Origin of the sequence: Alkalihalophilus pseudofirmus, assembly GCF_029094545.1 — a bacterium.
Lineage (GTDB): Bacteria > Bacillota > Bacilli > Bacillales > Bacillaceae_D > Alkalihalophilus > Alkalihalophilus pseudofirmus.
In genome coordinates this window covers 933,399-955,856 of the sequence record NZ_CP117835.1, presented here as the reverse complement: position 1 = coordinate 955,856, position 22,458 = coordinate 933,399, and the positions used below count along the sequence as shown (strand labels likewise).

Annotated in this window: 23 protein-coding genes; 4 read left to right on the top strand and 19 right to left on the bottom strand. The window is 37.0% G+C overall.

Translation table 11 applies throughout. The features are described 5' to 3' along the window. Positions 1-155: 155 nt before the first annotated feature. The 3 genes from PQ478_RS04875 to PQ478_RS04865 all read right to left on the bottom strand — a co-directional run bounded on the left by PQ478_RS04875 (position 156) and on the right by PQ478_RS04865 (position 1,763). Positions 156-929, bottom strand: a complete 774-nt coding sequence (locus PQ478_RS04875) for an SDR family oxidoreductase (RefSeq protein ID WP_289236007.1) — start codon at positions 927-929, stop codon at positions 156-158. A gap of 53 nt (positions 930-982) precedes the next feature. Next, a complete protein-coding gene (locus PQ478_RS04870; RefSeq protein ID WP_012957903.1) occupies positions 983-1,261 on the bottom strand; it encodes a hypothetical protein in 279 nt (92 codons plus the stop codon). 130 nt (positions 1,262-1,391) lie between these two features. Continuing rightward, positions 1,392-1,763 carry a DUF3895 domain-containing protein gene (locus tag PQ478_RS04865; protein WP_289236006.1) on the bottom strand — a complete coding sequence of 124 codons (372 nt, stop codon included), beginning with the start codon at positions 1,761-1,763 and terminating at the stop codon, positions 1,392-1,394. A 355-nt stretch (positions 1,764-2,118) separates the two neighbouring features. On the opposite strand from PQ478_RS04865, the gene PQ478_RS04860 reads away from it, so the two are divergent. Together PQ478_RS04860 and PQ478_RS04855 are read left to right on the top strand one after the other, a co-directional pair. Continuing rightward, complete coding sequence (locus PQ478_RS04860; protein ID WP_289236005.1) at positions 2,119-2,466, top strand: hypothetical protein; 348 nt, start codon at positions 2,119-2,121, stop codon at positions 2,464-2,466. 179 nt (positions 2,467-2,645) lie between these two features. Continuing rightward, complete coding sequence (locus tag PQ478_RS04855) at positions 2,646-2,816, top strand: aspartyl-phosphate phosphatase Spo0E family protein (RefSeq protein ID WP_022626646.1); 171 nt, start codon at positions 2,646-2,648, stop codon at positions 2,814-2,816. A gap of 79 nt (positions 2,817-2,895) precedes the next feature. Here PQ478_RS04855 and gltC read toward each other — a convergent pair whose 3' ends face one another. Next, a complete protein-coding gene (gene gltC, locus PQ478_RS04850; RefSeq protein WP_012957899.1) occupies positions 2,896-3,801 on the bottom strand; it encodes a glutamate biosynthesis transcriptional regulator GltC in 906 nt (301 codons plus the stop codon). Between the two features lie 156 nt (positions 3,802-3,957). On the opposite strand from gltC, the gene gdhA reads away from it, so the two are divergent. After that, positions 3,958-5,340: an NADP-specific glutamate dehydrogenase gene (gene gdhA / locus PQ478_RS04845; protein WP_289236004.1), complete on the top strand. Its 1,383-nt coding sequence runs from the start codon at positions 3,958-3,960 to the stop codon at positions 5,338-5,340. Between the two features lie 54 nt (positions 5,341-5,394). Here gdhA and PQ478_RS04840 read toward each other — a convergent pair whose 3' ends face one another. From PQ478_RS04840 to PQ478_RS04830, 3 genes are all read right to left on the bottom strand, one after another. Then, entirely contained in the window at positions 5,395-5,796 is a 402-nt protein-coding gene (locus tag PQ478_RS04840) for an acyl-CoA thioesterase (RefSeq protein WP_012957897.1), read from the bottom strand. Positions 5,797-5,798: 2 nt separating this feature from the next. Continuing rightward, positions 5,799-6,995 (bottom strand): iron-containing alcohol dehydrogenase, encoded by a 1,197-nt coding sequence (locus PQ478_RS04835; protein ID WP_289236003.1) that lies wholly within the window; start codon positions 6,993-6,995, stop codon positions 5,799-5,801. Between the two features lie 187 nt (positions 6,996-7,182). Next, entirely contained in the window at positions 7,183-7,488 is a 306-nt protein-coding gene (locus PQ478_RS04830) for a YrhK family protein (protein WP_289236002.1), read from the bottom strand. A 303-nt stretch (positions 7,489-7,791) separates the two neighbouring features. Here PQ478_RS04830 and thpD point away from each other — a divergent pair, with 303 nt between their 5' ends. Further along, positions 7,792-8,703, top strand: coding sequence for an ectoine hydroxylase (gene thpD, locus PQ478_RS04825; RefSeq protein ID WP_012957894.1), 912 nt, complete (start codon positions 7,792-7,794; stop codon positions 8,701-8,703). 39 nt (positions 8,704-8,742) lie between these two features. Here the strand turns inward: thpD and PQ478_RS04820 are convergent, their stop codons facing one another. The 12 genes from PQ478_RS04820 to PQ478_RS04765 form a co-directional block, all read right to left on the bottom strand. Further along, complete coding sequence (locus tag PQ478_RS04820; RefSeq protein WP_012957893.1) at positions 8,743-9,525, bottom strand: Cof-type HAD-IIB family hydrolase; 783 nt, start codon at positions 9,523-9,525, stop codon at positions 8,743-8,745. A gap of 161 nt (positions 9,526-9,686) precedes the next feature. Beyond that, positions 9,687-9,953: a phosphocarrier protein HPr gene (locus PQ478_RS04815; protein ID WP_289236001.1), complete on the bottom strand. Its 267-nt coding sequence runs from the start codon at positions 9,951-9,953 to the stop codon at positions 9,687-9,689. Positions 9,954-9,966: 13 nt separating this feature from the next. Beyond that, positions 9,967-11,973, bottom strand: a complete 2,007-nt coding sequence (tkt, locus tag PQ478_RS04810; protein ID WP_289236000.1) for a transketolase — start codon at positions 11,971-11,973, stop codon at positions 9,967-9,969. Between the two features lie 330 nt (positions 11,974-12,303). Next, complete coding sequence (locus tag PQ478_RS04805; RefSeq protein ID WP_022626635.1) at positions 12,304-13,566, bottom strand: PTS galactitol transporter subunit IIC; 1,263 nt, start codon at positions 13,564-13,566, stop codon at positions 12,304-12,306. A gap of 104 nt (positions 13,567-13,670) precedes the next feature. Continuing rightward, complete coding sequence (locus PQ478_RS04800) at positions 13,671-13,955, bottom strand: PTS sugar transporter subunit IIB (RefSeq protein ID WP_022626634.1); 285 nt, start codon at positions 13,953-13,955, stop codon at positions 13,671-13,673. Further along, the gene (locus tag PQ478_RS04795) at positions 13,952-14,431 is read right to left on the bottom strand and encodes a PTS sugar transporter subunit IIA (RefSeq protein ID WP_289235999.1); all 480 of its coding nucleotides are present in this window, start codon (positions 14,429-14,431) and stop codon (positions 13,952-13,954) included. Before PQ478_RS04795 ends, PQ478_RS04800 begins: the two co-directional genes overlap by 4 nt. Positions 14,432-14,681: 250 nt before the next feature. Further along, entirely contained in the window at positions 14,682-15,554 is an 873-nt protein-coding gene (locus tag PQ478_RS04790) for a 6-phosphofructokinase (RefSeq protein ID WP_289235998.1), read from the bottom strand. Positions 15,555-15,762: 208 nt separating this feature from the next. Further along, positions 15,763-16,797: a zinc-binding dehydrogenase gene (locus PQ478_RS04785; RefSeq protein WP_289235997.1), complete on the bottom strand. Its 1,035-nt coding sequence runs from the start codon at positions 16,795-16,797 to the stop codon at positions 15,763-15,765. A 5-nt stretch (positions 16,798-16,802) separates the two neighbouring features. Beyond that, the gene (locus PQ478_RS04780; RefSeq protein ID WP_289235996.1) at positions 16,803-17,849 is read right to left on the bottom strand and encodes a galactitol-1-phosphate 5-dehydrogenase; all 1,047 of its coding nucleotides are present in this window, start codon (positions 17,847-17,849) and stop codon (positions 16,803-16,805) included. Between the two features lie 17 nt (positions 17,850-17,866). Next, entirely contained in the window at positions 17,867-18,151 is a 285-nt protein-coding gene (locus PQ478_RS04775; RefSeq protein WP_289235995.1) for a PTS sugar transporter subunit IIB, read from the bottom strand. Positions 18,152-18,171: 20 nt separating this feature from the next. Next, a complete protein-coding gene (locus PQ478_RS04770; protein ID WP_289235994.1) occupies positions 18,172-20,220 on the bottom strand; it encodes a BglG family transcription antiterminator in 2,049 nt (682 codons plus the stop codon). A gap of 302 nt (positions 20,221-20,522) precedes the next feature. Further along, complete coding sequence (locus PQ478_RS04765; RefSeq protein WP_289235993.1) at positions 20,523-22,097, bottom strand: Vga family ABC-F type ribosomal protection protein; 1,575 nt, start codon at positions 22,095-22,097, stop codon at positions 20,523-20,525. Between the last annotated feature and the right edge of the window lie 361 nt (positions 22,098-22,458).

The following is a 22,458-nucleotide window of genomic DNA, read 5'->3' as shown; positions in this document are numbered from 1 at the left end:
TCTTAATTAACTTATCATGACCATTACGAGTTCCCTTTCATAACACGAGAAATGATCGAGTCATACACGACATCCTCTTACATATTCCTGCTACATTAGAGTAAGTTAGGGCAAATTTTTAAAATAAAAAGGTGACTTCGTATGAGTCACCCTCCCTAACGTATAAATCCGCCTTCTGAATGAATCACCTGTCCAGTCATCCAGGCTGCGTCTTCAGTTACTAAAAATTTAATAACCTTTGCTGCATCTTCTGGCTCTCCCACTCGACCGAAAGGAAATTTAGCTGCTAAATCTTGCTTGATTTCCTCTGTCATCCATCCCGAATTTGTCGGTCCGGGGTTCACCGCATTTACCGTTATACCGAGCGGCGCCACCTCTTGAGCAAGAGTGACCGTTAATGCATCAATAGCTCCTTTGGTCGTTGCATACGCTAGCTCGCCCGGCATGGGTCCTTGAGATTGACCAGACGTAAGGTTGATAATTCTCCCTCCGCTGCCCTTTCTAAATGCTTGAGCAAAGTGATTTGAAAGCAGCATCGTTGCTCGTACATTAACAAAGTAATGCTTGTCTAATTCTTCAGCAGTTAAGGTTGTATAGCCATTATTACTTGAATAGGCGGCATTATTAATTAATATATCTGGATCACCCAGTTGTCCAACCACTTCTTTAAATAACTTCTCGGGGGCAAGAATATCTCTTAAATCCAGTTCCATACACTGGACTTCCACACCAGATTGCCGAAGCTTTTCTTTTATCATTAAAGGTTCATCTACTTCGATCTGATAGGACATTTGTTCATCATAGTCTGTCCAATATGTAAAAAAAATCTGACATCCTGCTTCTGCAAGTTCCTTACAAATAGCAGCGCCAATTCCCCTCAAGCGGCTGACGCCTGTTACTATCGCGATCTTTCCATCTAATGTCCCCATATTTAAGTCCCCCATTTCGGAGTCTTACTTTATCAAATCATATGACTTATGTATTAACCGGTTACCATCATAACAATAATCACAAAATACCAGCTTATTCCTATGACAGTCATGATAATATAAGCTATCCCTATCATTTTTAGAGCCTTGTTATAGCCTTTATTGATCGTTACTGCAATCATATAGAAAAGCACTGATAAGACTACTGGTACAAACCATAGCATGGAACCAAATAGTTCGGGTAAATTGCTGTTTTGAACGAGTCTTTCATAAACAAAAATAAGTGCAAACAGGATACTAATCCCACTGATGATCTTAGCTGAACTTTTCACCACTTCATACCTCCCTATTCCCCTCATCTTATCATAAATATAAGCTTTATATTCATGATGAATTGTCGAAAACAATGAGTATGCAAGCATTAAAAAGCGAGCAATTGAAGTCCCATATGCTCGCTCTTCCTTATATTACCTCATACTTTGCATCTGCCAATCGGGAAATCTCATCCTTATATGGTTCGAAAGCTCCATTCCCGCGATCTACTTCAACTAAGCGGATGTACTTTTCTTTTTCCAAGAATTTTAAATGCTGCATAAGTGGAGGATAAATTTTATATGTGCCTTGTGAATAAGTTGATGCCTCAAATCCTCGGTTCTCAATCAACCATTTACAGATTTCCACAACCGTTTTACCGTCTTTCAATAACATCATAATATCCTCATCTACATGTAAAAACTTTGCCGAAGAACGCGGTACTTTCTCTGATTGTTTCGGCTTTGCTTCTTTATGATCATTTTCTTCCGAAGGATCTTCAAAAAGACTTAATTGTTCCATTAATACCTCACCTCATTTAACTTGCATGAAACTCTTGTTCTTTATTGTATCAAATGACTTGTAACAATTAAATTGTATTAATTGAAAGGAATTAATTGAAAGGTATAAGGTTCACTGATTGCTTGTATGTATCGTTAATGAGCTTTATATTTCAAAATGTTTAGATACTTACCTTTTTCGTTATGTTAGTATAAAAAATTAAAAAACTACCTGGTAATTATGACTTCATTTAATATTCCTTTGATACATTAGCGTAATATAAGAAATCGTGTGACATGCAGCAAATAATTTGTTTGGAAAATCAAGATTAAAACCATAATCAAATTTAACTGTTGAGAAAAGGAGACTGGTCTTGGTGAAAAGTATAAACACTCTAGAATTTTCGGCTTGTTTAGAAGTTACGTTAGAGCACCCCTTAAAAGAATTTGGGGATACCTCCATGTTCGTCATGAAGTTTGATCAAAATAAATATCTATTCTCCATTCCAGTACACAACTGGACATACCTTAAACATGAAAATGAATCGATCAACCTGCGTACTGCCCCTAGCTCTTATCGATATAGTCAATATCAAAAGGATTTAATTGAAACGATGCAAAAAGCCATATATGCAATTGATCAACCTACACTATCATATTTCCTGGAAAGACCGAGTATAGACACGTCTACATCCACTTGTTCATACTCGGTCTTTTTAATTTAAATTATCGTACATTTTTCAAATCCCCATTAGCATTCTTACAAAAAAGTCCTATCTTCCTTCATAAAACTCAAAAACTTTGTCGAAGCTCTTAACATCTAAGCAAAAGTGATCTAAGATAGAGAACGGTTACTTTTCACCTATAAATTGGATTAATTATATATAGATGGGAGTTACATACGTTGTTTAATGATGCATTACTAATAAAATTAGAAGGTCGAATTGAAAAGCTTCGCTGCGAGATGATTAAAAGCGGTCTTAAAAATGGTTTAAATCATCCAGATACAATTAAATACAGCCAGCAATTAGACATGCTCTTAAATCGTTACAATCGAATGAGAACCTCGTCATAATCCCCAGTATTAGTGCTGCATCCACTTCACTATCTACAAAATTGCCATCTCTTTAATTCCTTTTCCACAATAATAATAATTAATTTTGAAAGCGGTCGAGTCTTGTAAAAATCTTCTTTAAAAATTGATAAAACAGCTCCTCAGCTGGCAATAATGGTCTTTCCCCTGGAATAATGACTCCGACAGTCCGTGGAATCATTGGTTCTTCTACAGGAACTCTTACCGTTGAAGGAGGGACATGGTCCATTAACGTAATTTCTGGAATCAATGTTATGCCGAGACCTGCTGCGGCAAGCCCTTTTAATGCATCAATATCATCACCTTCAAATGACACTTCAGGAGTAAAGCCTTGACTCTCGCAAGCCTTAACAATTATGTCTCTTAAAATATATCCTTCAGGTAATAAAATAATGGATTCCTCTTTAAGCTCTCTTAGCATTAAGCTCTTATAGTTTGCGAATGGATGGTGTATAGGAACTAGAGCGACAATTTTTTCTGTAAATAAGATCTCGCTTTTAAGTTTAGGTTCATTTCTCGGTACAGGCCCAATCAAAGCCATATTAAAATCTCCATTCACTACCCCGTTAATTAGTTCAAGATATGTTGCTTGCTTTAATTTGAATTTCACCTTCGGATATTGCTTTCTGAAGGCTACCACAGCCGTTGGCAATGTATATGCAGCCATGCTAATCGGAAAAGCAATGCGAATTGTTCCTTGTTCTGGGTCTAAATATTCTTCAACTTCTAATTTAGCATTGTCAATCACGTTCATCGCCTGATTCATCCGCTCTAAAAATAGACGTCCAATTGGGGTTACTTTTACTCTTCTTCCTTCTCTAATAAATAGCTTGACTCCCAATTCTTCTTCTAAATTTGAGATTTGTCTGCTGACTGCCGATTGTGCGACATGCAAGGCATCTGCAGCCTCTGTCATATGTTCTCGTTTTGCCACTTCAATAAAATATTTGATTTGTCTTAATTCCAATTTACCCACTCCATTATTAATTGATCTCAATTCGGCATTAATTTTATCTAAACTTCATATTGTTCATATCAATCAGTCAATAATAAAATACTACATAACAGAAAATCTAACAATCAGAACATTCAAAATCACTATCAGATATTGGGGGAGATTGAAATGGAGACATTAGAGAAGGTACTAGATTCAAAAACAGAGGAAGCTAGACTATATGTAGATCGAGTATTTAGTTCCGTTAAGGAAAGAAATCCTAATGAGTATGAATTCCATCAAGCCGTGAAAGAGGTGTTTGACTCGTTAGTACCAGTGCTTGCAAAGGATCCCTCTTATAGTAAGAACGGGATTTTAGAACGCATAGTTGAACCTGAACGAGTGATCAGTTTCCAAGTTCCTTGGGTGGATGATCATGGAACTGTCCAAGTAAACCGTGGTTTTCGTGTACAGTTTAATAGTGCCATTGGACCTTACAAAGGCGGAATCCGCTTCCATCCATCAGTTAATACAAGCATTGTGAAATTTCTTGGTTTCGAGCAGATCTTCAAAAATTCCTTAACGGGTCAGCCTATCGGCGGTGGAAAGGGCGGAGCTGACTTTGATCCAAAAGGAAAGAGTGATGCTGAAATTATGCGCTTCACTCAAAGTTTCATGAGCGAACTGGGCAAACATATCGGAGCAGACACTGATGTTCCTGCTGGAGACATTGGAGTGAGTGCTCGTGAAATTGGCTATATGTTCGGTCAATACAAGAAAATGCGCGGTCAATACGAAGCGGGTGTTCTAACTGGAAAAGGCTTCTCTTATGGCGGAAGTCTTGCAAGGAAAGAAGCAACAGGGTATGGAACCGTCTATTTTGTTGAAGAAATGCTCAAAGACAAGGGATTAACTTTTCAAGGAAATACTGTTGTCGTTTCTGGGTCAGGTAATGTTTCCATTTATGCAATGGAAAAAGCGATTCAACTAGGCGGCACTGTTGTTGCATGCAGTGATTCAAATGGTTATATCTATGATGAAGCTGGCCTTAATCTTGATACCATTAAACGTTTAAAAGAAGTGGAAAACAAACGAATCAGCGAATATGTGAAAGAACACCCACAAGCAAAGTATATCAATGACTGTACAGCTATTTGGGAGGTTCCTTGCAACATCGCTCTCCCTTGCGCAACACAAAATGAAATTGATGAATATCATGCAAAAACACTTGTAAACAATGGTGTCCTCGCAGTAGGAGAAGGGGCTAACATGCCATCTACTCTTGAAGCTGTGCATGTATTTCAAACAAACGGGGTTTTATTTGGACCTGCAAAAGCCGTTAATGCCGGCGGGGTAGCAGTATCTGCTCTTGAGATGGCACAAAACAGCATGAGACTTAGCTGGACATTTGATGAGGTAGATGCTAAGCTGCAGCAAATCATGAAGAACATCTACAAAACAAGCTTAGACGCTTCATATGAATATGGCGATCCTGGTAACCTCGTCCTCGGTGCAAACATTGCCGGATTTAAAAAGGTTGCAGATGCCATGATTTCTCAAGGAATTATCTAAATAATCAACAAGCCGACTAGTCTCTTGTTTCTAGTCGGCTTTTTAACATTATTTCTACTCTCTTTCTGGCCAAAGATGTTCTTCTAATTCTGCCTTTATCTTCTCTGGAATAGATTCAGTCTGTTGTGTATGGAGGTTGAAATTCACATAGATTGCTTCATTTTTAGCACATAGCATGCCCTTTTGATGAATTTCCTCATACAACTCTAAACTACTGTTCCCAATCCGCTTGATCCACATTTTCACTTCGACCTTTTCACCGAAATAGATTTGCTTTTTATACTCGAGTGTTGTCTTCACGATGACCATTTTCCAATCTTCAAATGAAAGGTCTGGGGTAAATAATCTGAATAACTCATGTCTGCCCGCTTCAAGCCACACAGGAATGGTTGTATTATTTATATGACCGGCTCCATCCGTTTCAGACACCCGCGGTTCAATCTCTGTAACATACATCTTTATTTTCCCTCCTTATTTAAGGGAACAGACTCGTATAAGTGAATTCCATTAAATGCCATTTCATAGATGCGATAAATGTCTTCTTTAGTTAACGGGAGCGGACTTCTGGCTAACAATCTAGTTTGCTTACATGCATCAGCAGTAAGAGCTTCTAGATCTTCTTCTCTTACCCCGTATTCTTTTAATGAAGTTGGTAAATTGACGTCTTCAATGATCTGCCTGAGAAGGACTAAGTAATCATCTCTTTCATACCTTTTAGTTGGATGATAACTCGGGTCAAGCAAAGCTGCCACTTGCTGCATTTTATCAGGACAGCTTTTGCTTATGTACGATAGAACGTATGGTAAAAGCACTGCATTCGATTCCCCATGCGGAATATGAAATTTACTTCCAAGAGGGTATGCAAGAGCGTGGACACCAGCAACCCCTGCGTGAAAAAAAGAAAGACCTGCTAAGTAGCTTCCTTCGCTTAAGTCCCTCCTTGCCTCCTTGTTATCACCATTATCTACCGCCTGTTTTAAAGACCCTGATATCAATTGCATTGCTTTTTGTGCTAACCCATCCGTGACGGAGTTAGCTTGTACAGAAAGAAAGGCTTCAACGGCATGAGTAAGAGCATCTACCCCAGTCGCAGCTGTTAACCTAGGGGGCACAGATACAGTTAATGCAGGGTCGACAAGAGCGACATCAGCAATTAAATAATCGTGCGCTACCACATCTTTCGTTCCAGGCAGGGAAAGTACTGAAATGTTTGTTACTTCACTCCCTGTCCCAGAGGTAGTAGGAACTAGAATTTTTGGCAATCCTCTTGCGATAATCTTTTTTTCTCCAGTTAGATTCAAATAATCTCTTACTGTCCCCTCATGAACGGAAAGCACGGCTGCTAACTTAGCTAAATCCAGCACACTGCCTCCACCTAACCCTATTACAACATCAACATTTTTTTCTTTTGTATAATTCACCAATCTTTCAGCACATTCAAGCGTAGGTTCGGCTTCCACATCTGAATACACATGAACACTTGCTACTGTCATGATATTTTTCACGATGTCTTTTACACTCTCTAATTCAAGCAAAATATCATCTGAAATAAGTAAAATCTCCTTCGCTTCCATTTTTAATACATGTTCCTTAAGCGACTCGAACGCTCCCCACCCAATTTCTGATACGCCCGGAAATCTCAATGCATACGACAAGTTAATCAGCCTCCTTATTAATTCTTTCTGTCCCTTTCATTATTTGACATAAGAAATGCAACGACCTTTATTTTTCTTATTTTTGTAATTGGCTTCTGCCTTTTTTATGTATATATTCATAACTAACGCTCACCATTTTTCAATATAAAAAAGCGCCTCAAAAAGGCGCTTTTTTATATCCATGAGACTAATTATTATCCGTAGTATAAGTGTCCTTGTCCTGTATTTCCTTTCTTAAACTTGCACTATGCATAAGCCTTAATATCGGCCTGACAACTAAAAAAGTACTTCCAGCGAGATAACAAATGAGACCAATTTTTTCTGCCTGATCAAAAAAATTAAGGATACTTCCTATCACAAACAATATTCCAATTAATAAATCGTTAATCGTAGAAATAACTCTATATCTCTTATCGAAAAAGATTCGCATTCGGCCCAGCTTCACGTCCAGATACTCTTCACCATTTTTAATCTTTGTAACTTTATTCTTCATGAACATCCTCCTGTGCAGACTCACTGAGTCATTTTACCCGCTATCGAAATACATGAAACCGGTCCCAACTGCTTTTTCCCATGATAAAACATGGTCAATGCAATTAACAAGTTAGGAAGCTACACCTAGCCAGACTCTATTACAAAAAATATAACATGTGAATTGATAAGAATAGGAAGAAGTACATTATTCTCTTTTTCAAAATTTCATGTTTATTATGAAAATTAGAGTGGTATGAGTGTGAGTGAGCCAGATATACCAAATTATTGGGTATCTGAGACTATGTAATGGGAGTGTTTGCACATGCAAGATTTTTACCCTTCAAGAGTAAGCGATAAGCCGCAGATCACGAAGCGTAAGGACCCTGTGATTCATACCGACCGCAGACTAGACCATGAGGCTCCTCTTTCCAAAGAGCAGCTTGATTTTTATGAGAAAAACGGCTTTTTGCAAATTGAGAACCTATTCTCAGAAAAAGAAGTAGCAGCCATGCAAAAGGCCATTTTTGAGTTACAGGATTCAAACAAACACACACAGTCGGATAAAATTATCCGTGAACCAGATTCTGATGAGATTCGTTCGATCTTTTCTGTAGACCAAGACGACGAATACTTTAAAAACATAGCTGGAGATGAAAGATTACTTAAAATTGTTAACCACTTATTAGGAAGTGATGTCTATGTTCATCAATCTCGAATAAACTATAAGCCAGGCTTTTCAGGTAAGGAGTTTAACTGGCATTCGGATTTTGAAACATGGCACACAGAAGACGGTATGCCGCGGATGCGTGCCTTAAGTATGTCGATTGCTCTATCCGACAATTATATCCATAATGGCCCGCTCATGCTCGTACCAGGATCTCATAACTACTATGTGAGCTGCGTTGGTGAAACGCCTGAAAATAACTACAAGCAATCATTACAAACTCAAAAAGTAGGTGTTCCTGATAATGACAGCTTGAAATGGCTGGTAGAAAAAGGTGGAGGATTATCGGTTGCCACAGGTAAAGCTGGTACGATTACTATTTTTGAATCGAACACGATGCACGCCTCTACCAGTAATATGACTCCTTATCCGCGCAACAATTTATTTATGGTCTATAACAGCGTAGAGAATAAGCTCTTGGAACCATTCTCAGGAGCTGGCAAAAGACCAGAATACATTGCCGTTCGTAAAACGACAGAACCGCTTGGAAAGGAAACCGTACTTAAATAGAAAAAAGGCAATTCAGCATTGGGCTGAATTGCCTTTTTATTATTTTAATAACCCTACCATTTTCAATCCATGAACAATACCATCCTCATCTACTGATTTTGAAAGGTATCTCGCTGCTTCTTTCGTCTCTTCATGTGCATTTCCCATGGCTACACCGTGAGCGACAGTAGAGAGCATTTCAATGTCATTTAATCCATCACCGAATGCATACACATTTTCAGGATTGATTCCAAGCTTCTCAATCATTTTCTCAATTCCCTTTGCTTTTGAACCACCTGCTGGCAATACATCTACCGATAAAGGATGCCATCTTATGAAGTCAAATGCATTGAATTTCTCTTCATAGTATTTTTCCTCTTCGTGCTCACAAAATAGCAGTGTTTGATAGATATGTTCCATTTTGAAATAATCAGGATCATGAGTAGGAAAAGCCTCTACTTTTAACGTTCCGATACTTTCATCGATATGATCATGCTGTTCTACGTTCGCCTTCATTGTTTTTTTTCCCATATAAACAAGAGGATGGTCATTTGTAGCAGCAAGCTCAGTAATTTCTTCAAGCTTATCTTTATCAAGAGGGTTGCCGTAAATCATCTCACCATCCACTTCAACATATTGACCGTTATAGCTGACAAAATTATAGATGCCTAATTCCTCACGCAGATCTTCATACATAAAAGGAGCACGGCCTGTAGCAATTGCTACTTCATGCCCAGCTTGCTTTAACTCATTAATGGCTTCTTTTGTTGATTGAGGCAGCTTTTTATCATGGTCTAATAGCGTACCGTCAATATCAAAGAAAATGATTTTTTTATCTGTCATGGTTCCACTCCTATATCTAATATTGTTATAATCAAAAAAATCTCTTACCCCAATAGACTAGAGTAAGAGATAAGCTATCTCACTCATTCTAAAATAAATCTCCACTTATCCATTATAGCTTAACAGACAAGCAACATGAAATTCATCTAAATGAGTTTATCTTATTTAGCTAATTCCTGATTATTAAGGGTTTCAGTAATTGCTTTTAGAGCTTCAATTTCATCATTACCAGAAGTTCTAATCTTAATTTCCGCCCCATTAGGGATTCCCAAAGCCATCACGCCCATAATAGACTTTAAGTTTACACTTTTTTCTTTATATACCAACTGAATGTCTGACTCGTAATTACCAGCTGTTTTAACTAATACAGTTGCAGGTCGAGCATGAATTCCAGTTTCATCTATCACTGTAAATACTTTTTCTGCCATTATTTATTCACTCCTATGTTAAAGATTTAAATGTTTCTACAATATTTTGGACTGTAAATCCATATTCCTTAAACAATTTGCCAGCAGGAGCTGAGGCACCAAATTTATCTACCATAATATGATTCCCTTTATCCCCTATATATTTATGCCAACCAATTGAAGAACCCATTTCGATTGCAATCCTTTTATTTAAATGATCTGGCAGGACTTCTTTCTTGTATTCAATAGGTTGTTGATCAAATCGGTCCCAGCTTGGCATGCTTACAACTGTAACGAAGATTTCCTCTTTCTCTAACTCTTCTTGTGCGGAGATGGCTAGTGACACTTCTGACCCTGTTGCTAGTAACAGTCCTGTTGCTTCATTCTTAGCTTCTGATACAACATAAGCTCCTCTTTTTACGCCTTCAGCGACTACTGCACTATCAAGCTTTAGTGTCGGTACATTCTGCCTAGTAAGTACGAGAGCAGTTGGCTTATCTGAACTTTCTATAGCTATACTCCATGCAGCCACCGTTTCTTTTGCATCAGCTGGACGAATCACCGACATACCTAGCATCGCGCGTAATGAGGCAAGTTGCTCTACCGGTTCATGAGTTGGGCCATCTTCCCCAACCGCTATACTATCATGGGTAAAAACGTACGTAATAGGCAATTTCATTATTGCAGCTAGCCTCATTGCTGGTCTTAGATAATCCGAAAATACAAAAAAGGTTGCTCCAAAAACTTTCAAACCTCCATGAAGAGCCATACCATTTAAAGCGGTCCCCATTCCAAATTCACGAACCCCAAACCAAATATTTCTCCCAGCATAATTTCCAGAAGCGAAGTTACCTTCCTTTGTAAGAAGAGTTTTATTAGAGCTTGCTAAATCTGCAGATCCCCCTAGCAATTGAGGAATAGAATATGCCAAAGCATTGAGTGCTTTTCCTGAAGATACTCTTGTAGCAATCTCTTCACCATATTGAAATGTTGGTAGATTGTCTCTCCAGTTATTCGGGAGCTCATCGTTGCTCACGGCTTCTAATTGAGCTGCTAGATTAGGGTAGACTTTTTTATAGTCTTCAAAACTCTTCAACCATGAGGATTCTTTATCTGCCCCTTTTTCAGCAAGCTTTTGGTAATGAGTTCTCACTTCTTCAGGGACATAAAATGACTCGTCATATTCCCAGTTATAAGCTAATTTAGTTAAACTAGTTTCTTCCACCCCTAGTGGAGCACCGTGTGAAGAAGAGGTGCCAGCTTTACTAGGTGCACCAAAACCTATTGTCGTTTTTACCTCTATTAAAGTAGGCCGGTTAAGATCACTTTTAGCCTTTTGAATGGCTTGTTGTATAGCTTTTAAATCATTCCCATCTTCTACACGTAATACTTGCCAACCATATGCTTTAAACCGCTCTTCTACATTTTCAGAGAAAGAATGGTGAAGCTCACCATCTAAAGAAATATCATTTGAATCATATAACATAATTAGGCGTCCTAGTTTCAGATGCCCTGCTAATGAACCTGCCTCAGCCGATACTCCTTCCATCAAATCACCATCACCACAAATGCTGTAAGTAAAGTGATCTACTATATTGAATTTTTCCTTATTGTATGTAGCTGCTAGATGCCTTTCTGCCATTGCCATCCCTACAGCCATTGCAACACCTTGCCCTAAAGGTCCAGTCGTCGCCTCTACTCCAGGAGTATGACCTACCTCTGGATGTCCAGGAGTCTTACTGCCCCACTGCCTGAAATTCTTCAGATCTTCCAAGGATACACCATAACCGAACAAATGAAGAAGACTGTATAACAACATCGATCCGTGACCTGCTGATAATACAAACCGATCACGATTGAACCAATTAGGATTAGCAGGGTTATGATTCATTTCTTCAGCCCATAAGGCATAAGCCATTGGAGCAGCTCCCATTGGCATCCCAGGATGCCCTGAGCTAGCTTTCTCAATTGCATCTATAGAGAGTGTACGAATTGTATTAATAGCCAGTTGTCTCAACTCTTGATCAATTACTGTGCTCATTTAATCACTCCTTACTTTAAATAAGAGGATGTATCAACATTACTTGATTTTATCCTCCTACTTTTCTAAACAACTATTCAAATAAACTAATTGGACTTTGTATTTCAAACATTCTTACTTGAATTAATGAGTTTCAGCAGACTTCTTCTTTCTTGTAAAAAACAATTTATAAGTGGCTATACCTACAATTAATGTATTAATTGGGAATTGATATTGTAAATAGATTTCACTAAGGAACCTTCCATGTGGTCCTAATGCATAATCTACAAATCCCTCTACCATTTAATCACCATACTCTCTTATGATTGTTTTTAATAATAAAATATAATCTTAATTAAAAATTGCAAAGAATTTATAAATAACCCAGTTTATTAAATTCCCACCTTGATCAAGACTCGATACTAAATTTGTACCTTCTGGCAAGTTAAATTGGCCATTGACTGCCATTTCCGTATGAATAACAGCAATATCTGTAGCCATATAAAGTGTTAATGCAATTAAAATAGATCCTACAATGACGGAATGTACAATGTTTCCTCTTGCGGCACCCACGATAAAAGCGACAATAAATGGAATTGTTGCAAGATCTCCAAACGGTAAAACATTATTACCCGGTAAGATAACAGCTAATAAAACAGTAATTGGTACTAAGATTAACGCAGTTGAAATCACGGATGGATGCCCAATTGCTACAGCAGCATCTAATCCAATATAAATGTCCTTCTGACCAAATCTTTTCTTTAAAAATTCACGCGCTGATTCTGAAACAGGCGTTAACCCTTCCATTAAGATCTTAACCATACGAGGCATTAACACCATTACACCAGCCATTGCCATTCCTATTTGAATCGTTTCTCCTACTGGATACCCAGCGAGTAACCCTAATCCTATTCCAAGAATCAGACCCATGAAAATCGATTCTCCAAACACTCCAAACCGTCTTTGAATGGATTCAGGATCTGCATTCCAGTTCTTGATTACTGGTGTTTTCTGTAGAAGTTTAACAAGCGGAATTCCAAGCGGAGCATATGATACAGTACTTCCAGTTGCTACAGATACACCTGGTAAATCAAAGTAATCACGTAACATTGGTGCAGTCCAATCTGCTATTTTCAAACAAGCTATTTGGAATAGTACTGCCGCAATCAAGCCTTGAATCATACTTCCCGAAATTGTATATACAATAGCTCCTGTAAAAGTGAAATGCCAGAAGTTCCATATATCAACATTCATTGTCTTTGTGGTGTTTGTTGCAAGCATAATTACATTGACTAATAGTCCCAGAGGTATAATAAAAGCTGCTATTGGTGAAGCCCAAGACATGGAAGCAGCTCCTGGCCACCCTACATCAATAACATTTAGTTGAATACCAAAACGATCAACCATGCCATTTGCAGCGGGACCTAGATTACTAACAAGTAAATCAACGACAAGGAAAATCCCCACAAAAGCAACACCAATGATTAGTCCCGATCTGAAAGCCTTTCCAACTTTTTGTCCAAAGGCAATTCCAATTAAAAATATAGCAACTGGCAAAATAACCGTAGGCCCTAGTGCCAAAAATGATTGTAGAAACTCAACCATACGATCCATGAACGGATCCCCCTTTACCTAAACAATTTTCTCGCTTTCAATGTTTAGAAATTGAAAGCGAGAGACTGTGTGAATGAAGATTATGTATGTCTATTAATCTTCTATTATTTTTTCAATTCCTCTAAAATTTCAGCTTTCGCTTCATCTAAACCAATTCCTGTTAAGAATGCTCGAGCGTTAATTACTGGGAATGGATACTCTTTTTGAACAATTGTTGTGCTTATTAATAAATCAGCTGTATCTACATAACCACCAACTTCAGTGATTTTAATTTGAACTAAGTTAGCTGGAATGTTATTCTCCTTGCACATTGATTCGATTGCATCATTCACAATAGTAGAAGTAGCAATTCCTGCTCCACATGCGATTAAAATTTGTTTCTTTTTCAATTTAATTCACCTCCTTTCAATTCAACTTGTAGAAGATTTAGAAGTAGATCTTTTACTTTTGTTCTTGACTCTTCATGGGCAATTTGATTTAAAATACTATCATCTTGGAAAATTTGCATTAAGCGTTGCAATACTTCTAACTGTGAATGACTTTCATTCATGGCTAGCATGAATACTAATTTAACAGGCGTTGTTTCACTCTCTTCACCCATGATGACAAAATCAACCGGCTCCTTCATAATTCCTACACTAATTGCTTTTTCGTTTACATGCTCTTTATCTGTATGAGGAATTGCAACTGAGTAACCTTTTGTAGGAAGACCTGTAGCAAAATTCTTTTCTCTTGCCACAATCGCATCAATATAGCTTTCTTTTACAAGACCTTTTTCAAATAAATTACCTGCCATTACTCGAATCGCTTCTTCTGAATTTAATGCTTCTATATCTTTTAAAATTAATGTTTCATCAAAATGCATATTGTACTCCTCCTAATAAATATCATAAGCTTGGTATTTAACTTCAATATTTCAATTACTCAAAAGCAATGTAGATGAAAGGAACTACCCTCAAGCAAATGTGAGATTGCTGCTGTCTTTCTATATTTATAGTAGCATCACACCAGTTCAAAATGTATCCGTTTTCATCCCCATTCATTGAACCTCGGTTGTACAACATTGTGATGATGTTTTTCAAAGAAAAAACAGCTTAGCTATACAAGCTAAACTGTTAAACTCTTGAATAACTTTTCCTTTTCACTTCTCTTCGATCAATATAAAGGACTTCGGATTTTGCTTGAGAATGAACCCATTCCACTGCCTGATTGGCAAATGTCTTAGCTATTATTCGGTCTAAAGCAGATGGATTTTGTCCCATACAGAGTGCTTCATCAATTTGAATAACTTTCCAATCAACATCAAGTTCAGGAAGAGAGTACTCTGGAATGTTTGCCGCATATATTCTCTCATCAAATAGCAAAAATGAGTAAGTCAATCCATTGGAAAAATTATTCTTTAAAGATTGCTGAATCGAACAACTATTGTCTCTATTAAACTGATTTTGATTAGACTGACTTTCTAAATAAAATCCATCTACTGCTATAGAAAGATCTTTAAGCATCTTAGAAGGTGCTTCTCCCGGGATTTGAACACCAAACAGTCGTGGTATTGAATATTTGAGAGATTCGATTGTGTCCTTTATTTTTAACGTACTTTCAATAATAGAATTGAGGGCTGTATCATAACCAAGAGATAGCTCAGTCCATGTTATATTATTGTGTATTGATGCAGGTACAAACAAAAATTCAATCTGATTATTTACTTTTTTTAATTCCTTAAAAACATTTATCCCGCCAATAACAATTATCCGACTAATAAAATGAAGGTCTCCAATTAATCTTTCTAAGACATTGGAAGAAACCGTTTGCAATACAGGATAAGATGAAGCATATTCGTGAAGGTCTTTTGTATGCACTTTACCTTCGTGATCATTCCATTCGATTCCCACCACCTCATAAGAGGATAGTTGTGACAGAATTCTTTGAAGAAATTGATGTAATCCTGAAGGTGAATGATCTACATTAATAATTCCAATTTTGGTCAAGGTTATCACCTCTACATTTAGTTTTCACACTGCCTAGTGTGGGTTGTTGTAATTTTCATCTACCTTTTAATATTATCATTCATTACTCCTCATTAACCTAGGTTTCATTCACTTTTGTGTCTGAATAACTGTATAGCTTTGTGATAAAAATTCAAAAAAAAGACACTTTATCCAATTAGTTAAATAAAGTGTCAATTCAGTAAAAGTCCTATTGCGATTTAATCATCACCTTAATTTCATTGCCTTCAATTACTGCCTCAAAGCCTTTTCTCCACTCTTCTAAAGCCACAAATTTAGTAATCATTTTATCAACATCAATCTTGCCTTCCTCTAAGAGAAGCAATGCTTTTTCCCAAGAGCTCGGCTTTTGAGAACGTGTACCTATGTAGTTTATTTCTCGTTGTACAATAGCTTCTTGGTCGAGTGGATTGGTTTTATTTGCAAATATTCCAACTTGAACGAAAGTACCCTTTTTCTTAACGAGAGGCAACCCCTGATTTAAAGCCGCAACCGCACCTGAACATTCGAAGACCTTATCAACTCCATACCCATCAGTGTGTTTAAAAACTACTGCAGCTAAATCTTCTTTTAGTACATCAACTACAACATTAACACCTAATGCCTTAGCTAGCTCTAAACGATCATTATCCTTGGTGATTCCCGCTAATATTACAAAAGCTCCTTGTGCCTTAGCCACTTGACATTGTAATAAACCAATTGGTCCTGGACCAAATATTAACACTACATCATCTTTATGAATCAATGTTTTCTCCAATCCAGCATGGACACAGCAAGCAAGGGGTTCTGTTAAAGCACCTGCCTCTAAACTGATTGTATCAGCTAGAACATGTACACTTTCTTCACGTGATAACACATATTCAGCCATACTACCATTCACTTGAGTACCAATTCCTTTTCTATTAGAACAGAGGTTATAATCTTTCTCTAGACAATATTTACACTCCCCGCAAGTGGTAAAGGTCGTTTCACTTGTCACGCGGTCTCCTACTTTTAAATATTTAACATCCGGCCCTACTTCTACAATTATTCCTGAAAATTCATGTCCTAACACCACAGGAGTTTTTGAATTTTTGTATTCACCGGTGAACGTATGAATATCTGTACCACAAATCCCAGTAAAAGCAACCTTAATTTTCACTAAATCATTTTTAACTTTTGGTTCCTCCACTGTCTCTAATGAAATCTTGTCATAACCAGCTTCTTTTTTTAATACTGCTTTCATTTTGATCACTCCTTATTTGGTAGAATTAATACTTTTCCATACGTTTCTTTTCGGTTGATCATCATATCGAATGCTTTCTGTGTTTCCTTAAGTTTGTAGCGATGTGAGATTAGTTCTTTTAACTTAATCCGTCCATTTTGAATATATTCAATACTCTTTATCCATTCTTCACCAGGAAAAGGAGCAGAATAGGAATTCCAAAATCCTTTAAGTGTTAATTCTTTTCTAAAAATGCTTTCGAAGGCGCGTTCTTTTAAAAGTACATCAGAGTAAGCAATGCCTAAATACCCCACTTTACCCTTTTTACGAGTAACAAGAAGACACTGTTCTTGCGTCACTTTGGAACCAGCACATTCTAATGAAAGGTCTACACCTTCACCGTTGGTGTATGATAAAACAGTTTCTACTAAATCTTCTTTTAGAGGATTAATTGTTCTCTCGCACCCCATCATTTTGGCCTCTTCTAATTTTTCATCGGATATGTCGATTGCAATAATTTCTTTTACTCCAGCAATCTTCAACCATTGAATAACTAGAATCCCAATTGTTCCAACTCCAAAAACAGCTGCTTTATCCCCAATTCGAGGATGTATATGTAGCACACCATGTAAAGCTACTGCGAGAGGTTCGATCATCGCAGCTTCCTCAAAATCAATTCCATTTATAGGTAATACATTAGTTGCTTTTATATTGACGTATTCAGCAAATCCACCAGGTGATTTCGACCCAAGCATTCCATGATTCTCACATAAAGAGAACTCTCCTCTATTGCAATAACTGCACTTCTTACAAGGGGTAAAAGGGATGGCGACAACTCTATCACCAACCTCAACATTTGTAACAGCATTCCCTCTTTCTACTACCAAGCCTGAAAACTCGTGACCCATAATAGCTGGCAAACTATACTTCCACTCTGTCATTAATTTATGGGTATCAGATCCACAAATACCCGCTGCCATTACTTGTACCTTTACTTCATCTTCCTTACAATGATCAATATCTACTTCTTGATAGATAATCCTATTCTCTGAATGCAACACTGCGGCTTTCATAGCTCCTCCTATTACTGCTAATTTTTTAAAAGATTCAGTATTTTTTGATCCAGCTCTTCCATACCAACCCCAGATATATAAGCTGTTGCAATGATTGAAGGTATGTTATAGGCTCGCGGAAGAATGGTTGTCGAAATCACCAAACTTGCTCCGTCCTGGAGGGATGAAACCTCTGAAATCATGCATTGGATGACCTGAGCACGAACTTTCTGTTCCTTAAATAACGTTTCAACTCTTTCGCACACAATCGTTGAAGTAGCAATACCTGCTCCACATGCAATTAGCACCGTTGGAATACTCATATAATTACCTCCAATTTTTTCTACAGGGCAGTCTTGATCAATTGATGAATGTTCACTGCATCTTCAGCATTCTTTATCTCATGAATAACTTCATTCTTTTCTGCTAATTTCATTAGTTGGAGTAGGGCTTGCAAATGTTGATTCTTATCGACTGCTGCAATAACTACGATTAAATGTACTCTCTCATTCTCTTTAAAAAGCAGTCCTTCCTTGATTTTTAGTAAGCTCATTCCCACTTTATGAACCCCATCATCAGGCCGAGCATGAGGAATAGCAACATTTAATCTAAGAACTATATTAGGTGTCATTTCTGTATATTGATTTTTCATAGCTGTAATATACTGCTCTGTTATTACTCCTTGCTCTAGTAAAGGTGCAGCTGCTAGTGAGAGTGCCTCTTGCCAACTTGAAACAGATTCTATTACCTGGATAGTATCTGATGTAATAAAATCAGTTAACTGCTCCCCTTTCTTTGTTGAGGTTTCCTCAGTAGCGACTTTAAGTGAAAAATATTCTTGAAGTGCTTTCTCAAGGCCTGGTCTTTCATGAATATCTGCATGTTTTTCAATTACGTGCATGAGCTGGTCAATTTTCACAACAGAAGAATTCAAACCAAAAATCACTTGCATTACTCTCTGTCTCAACTGCCTCTTTTCAAAATCTGTTATAAATTGATCGACTATAAAGAGATGTTTTTCTGTTTGTAGAGGGACTGGTGAAAATACTAGATCATAGTCTAAATCTAATTTTTCAAATTCACGGATCGAAAATGCTTGATAAAAATAAAACTCAGGAAATAAATCTCGTAAAGTATTTTCCATCAGTCTTGAAATTGAAACTCCATTCGGACATACAACAGCAGCTTTTTTCTTAAAAGAAATCGTTTCCCCACTATTAATAAGGTGACCACCAATAAAAATAGTGATAAACATAATTTCATTTTCAGGAATGTCGGTTCCTATATAATCCTTGAACGGCTTAATTGAGTCTTTTACGATGAAATGAATAGCTTCAAACTCTTCGCTCACTTTATTAAGTATTGAATATTCCGTTGTAAGAGCATATTTGATTCGGTAATATGCAGGTTTCATATGCAATACTAATCTATCTAAAAGAGCGTCTTTTTCCTTAAAAATAATGCATGCTTTTTTCTCAAATAACTCTAAACTATCTTTTAAAGCTCTTTTTAAGTGAGGCAATTCACTTTCCGTTAGAAATTGGGATGTTAATACGTTAGAGGTTAAAAGTTGAAGCGTAATAAATAACCTCTCCTCCTTCGGGATATTCTCTATATCTTGTATTAAAATTTCCGCTGCCTCAAATTCTTTTGTATCGGATAACTCATCGTAGTGTATATGATAGGAATCTTTTAATAAATTGCCCTTCTTAATTCTCTTTAATAGAGCTGCAATAATATAAGGTAGTATTTTAATTCGTTCGTCAATAAACTTTAATTCTAAACGATTTTCAACTTCAACCATTTGTTCCTTTATTTTTTCAATATTAGCAGAAGATATTTGAACAAATTGTTGAATATAGATTTCTCCTTTATAGATGTTAAAGACTCCCCTTAAAACATCTATAAGCAGCCTCCGTTTATTCCACTCTGTTCCAACCACATCATAGCCATGCATTCTAGAGTATGCAATTTCCAAATGATATTGGTTCACCATTTTTTGAGCTGCTTTCATATCTCGTAAAATAGTATTCTTACTAACTTGAAGCGCGCTTGAAAAGTGAATTAGCGATAACTCTTCTTCACTGCTTAAAAGTATTAAGATAATAAACTCAGCACGTTCCTTTTCTGATGGAATATATTGAGTTGGTGAATTATTTTCTGTGTTATCTGCAAATAAATCAATTAATATAGGATTGACAATAAAATTACCACTGTTCGTTCTTGTAATAGTTGGGTAATTATTATCCTTTAGCCAGCTATTAATTTTACTGAAGCTATAACTGATTTGTCTTCGGGACAAACGATACTTATTTTCCAATTCTTTATTGGATATATCTGGATTACTGACAACTTTTTTTAAAATTGAGTTGCTCCTCTCATCAAGATACATAAGCTACATCCCCCTTGTTTAGTTTTATTTTAACAGCAAATAGATTACCTTTGATGACGCTTTCATTCTCATTTCTTGACTTCTCTTTGTGCAACGTGATGATACAATCTAGTCTCTATAAATTATTTATTTTGAAATAATAATTTATATTCATCCTAATAGATTACAGTAATTTGAAAAACAAAAACAAAATCAATTTTTGTCGCTATATTTGTTGACACTTTTATGAACCCTCTCCATAAGCATGATTTAAAAAAGAGGAAGCTTGACGGTTTAAAATACCTCAAGCTTCCTCCTCTTTTTCAAGATTTGTTTCCTTTACGCTTTCTCCTCTCCTCAATCAGTTTTTGAAATTCTCTTTCTAATTCCTCTGTCGGGTCCATGCTTAAACGGCTTAGAACTTCAGATATTTTTGTTTCTAGAATAAGTACCTGTTCTTCGCTAGTATCTCTTTCTTCTTTTGACTCATATTGTTGATACTCCTTATAGGGTCCACCAAAATATTTCAGCCGCTTCTCTTCAATCGTAATTACCTTTGTCGCCACATTTTCCAGGAAACGGCGGTCATGTGAAACGACAACTATACTTCCTTTATATTCTTGAAGCAAAGACTCCAAAGCTTCTACTGCCTGCATATCTAAAAAGTTGGTTGGTTCATCTAAGATAAGAGTATTGATATCACTTACAAACAACTTTGCTAATGCTACCTTCACACGTTCTCCTCCACTAAGCACCTTGACTGGCTTGTGGACATCCTCCCTTTTAAAGTGAAGTCTTGCCAGAACTGTACGAATAAGAGTTTCATTCTGAATAGCATCTTCACTCACATTTTCTAATATGGTCTTTTCTAGATTAAGAATAGTGAGATCTTGACTGAAATAGCCAAATTTAAGTGATGGTGAGAGCTTGATTCCTTCATCTGCTTGTATCAACTTTTTAATAAATGTGGTCTTCCCGCTGCCATTCGGTCCAATTACAGCTGCCTTATCCCCTCCGCACAGGTAAAAGCTGTTCGCTTCAAAGAGGAGCTTGCTTCCAGCGGTGCCTAGCAGGTTTTTTATTCTAATCATAATCCTTCCATTAAATCGATCTTCATTAGGCAGCGTCATTTTCAGCTCGGCAGGTTCATTGGGCTTTTTAACTTTTTCAAGCTTATTAAGCCTTGTTTCTATTGATTTCCCTACTTGCTGAAGTTTTTTTTGCTTCTTTGCAAAATAAGGTTTAGCTCCAGTAATACTGGCTTCTGAACGACTAATATTCTTTGGTTTTTTCGTCGCTCTTTTTGCTTTCTGTTCTTTTGCCTTTAATGCAGATTCCAGTTGTTTTTTCTTCTCTTCGTACTTCTCATAATCAGTCTCATGTTTACGCTTTTGAATCTCTTTTTGTTTAACATATTCCGTATAATTCCCTTTAAATTCATTTAACTTCTCATCACTTAGCTCCCAGATCTTTGTGCATACTGCATCTAAGAATGCACGATCGTGAGAAACAATAACTAAAGCTCCCTTCCACCTTTTCAATTTCTCCTCCAGCCATTCAATATGATCTGTATCTAGGTGAGTGGTGGGTTCATCAGCTAACAGGAGCTTAGGTTCCCTCAGCAATGCTTGATTAATGTATTCTTGAGTTACCTCTCCCCCGCTTTTAATCGCGTCTGTCCGCTTTAATTGCGGCAATATTTCACATGTACTGTGCTTGATGACGCTGCCTTTATCAAATACAGTCTCTCCGGCCAGTCCTTTTAATAAAGTCGTTTTCCCACAACCGTTAGGTCCAACTAAGCCAATACGCTCACCATTTTCAATCTTTAAAGACTCAATGGTAAATAACGTTCGTTCCGCTACACTATGTTTTAGATTGCTTGCTTCTAGCAACATGACACCATCTCCGTTTTCTATAATGTACTTGGAGACAAAGAAAGCCTCCTATCCTTGTTCAGGATAGGAGGCATACGTATAGCAGGGTGCACCAAATAATAGAGACTATTATTGATGTTATTCCAACTATAGAAGACCAATCCTATCCTGAAAACGATAATTGAGGCATCAATAAATAAAACAGGGAACACACCTGCTTTAACATGCCTTCAATTGGTTGTTTTCTAAAATAGGATTAGTACTTCATGTAATTGGGTCACCACCTGTCATCTAATTAATTTTACTGTATGACACCTTAAGAAAGTTGTCAACGCTTGATAACCCCACAAGATTACATGGTATAATTTAACAAGCAATTAAA

Coding starts and splice junctions, on each gene's coding strand:
- PQ478_RS04795 (WP_289235999.1), bottom strand. CDS start 14,431: ATGCATTTTGATGAAACATTAATTTTAAAAGATATAGAAGCATTAAAT.
- PQ478_RS04805 (WP_022626635.1), bottom strand. CDS start 13,566: ATGGATCGTATGGTTGAGTTTCTACAATCATTTTTGGCACTAGGGCCT.
- PQ478_RS04840 (WP_012957897.1), bottom strand. CDS start 5,796: ATGTATGTTACAGAGATTGAACCGCGGGTGTCTGAAACGGATGGAGCC.
- PQ478_RS04780 (WP_289235996.1), bottom strand. CDS start 17,849: ATGAAAGCCGCAGTGTTGCATTCAGAGAATAGGATTATCTATCAAGAA.
- PQ478_RS04785 (WP_289235997.1), bottom strand. CDS start 16,797: ATGAAAGCAGTATTAAAAAAAGAAGCTGGTTATGACAAGATTTCATTA.
- PQ478_RS04815 (WP_289236001.1), bottom strand. CDS start 9,953: ATGGCAGAAAAAGTATTTACAGTGATAGATGAAACTGGAATTCATGCT.
- PQ478_RS04775 (WP_289235995.1), bottom strand. CDS start 18,151: ATGAGTATTCCAACGGTGCTAATTGCATGTGGAGCAGGTATTGCTACT.
- PQ478_RS04875 (WP_289236007.1), bottom strand. CDS start 929: ATGGGGACATTAGATGGAAAGATCGCGATAGTAACAGGCGTCAGCCGC.
- PQ478_RS04865 (WP_289236006.1), bottom strand. CDS start 1,763: ATGGAACAATTAAGTCTTTTTGAAGATCCTTCGGAAGAAAATGATCAT.
- PQ478_RS04820 (WP_012957893.1), bottom strand. CDS start 9,525: ATGACAGATAAAAAAATCATTTTCTTTGATATTGACGGTACGCTATTA.
- tkt (WP_289236000.1), bottom strand. CDS start 11,973: ATGAGCACAGTAATTGATCAAGAGTTGAGACAACTGGCTATTAATACA.
- PQ478_RS04765 (WP_289235993.1), bottom strand. CDS start 22,097: ATGTTGCTAGAAGCAAGCAATCTAAAACATAGTGTAGCGGAACGAACG.
- PQ478_RS04830 (WP_289236002.1), bottom strand. CDS start 7,488: ATGAAGAATAAAGTTACAAAGATTAAAAATGGTGAAGAGTATCTGGAC.
- thpD (WP_012957894.1), top strand. CDS start 7,792: ATGCAAGATTTTTACCCTTCAAGAGTAAGCGATAAGCCGCAGATCACG.
- PQ478_RS04770 (WP_289235994.1), bottom strand. CDS start 20,220: ATGTATCTTGATGAGAGGAGCAACTCAATTTTAAAAAAAGTTGTCAGT.
- gdhA (WP_289236004.1), top strand. CDS start 3,958: ATGGAGACATTAGAGAAGGTACTAGATTCAAAAACAGAGGAAGCTAGA.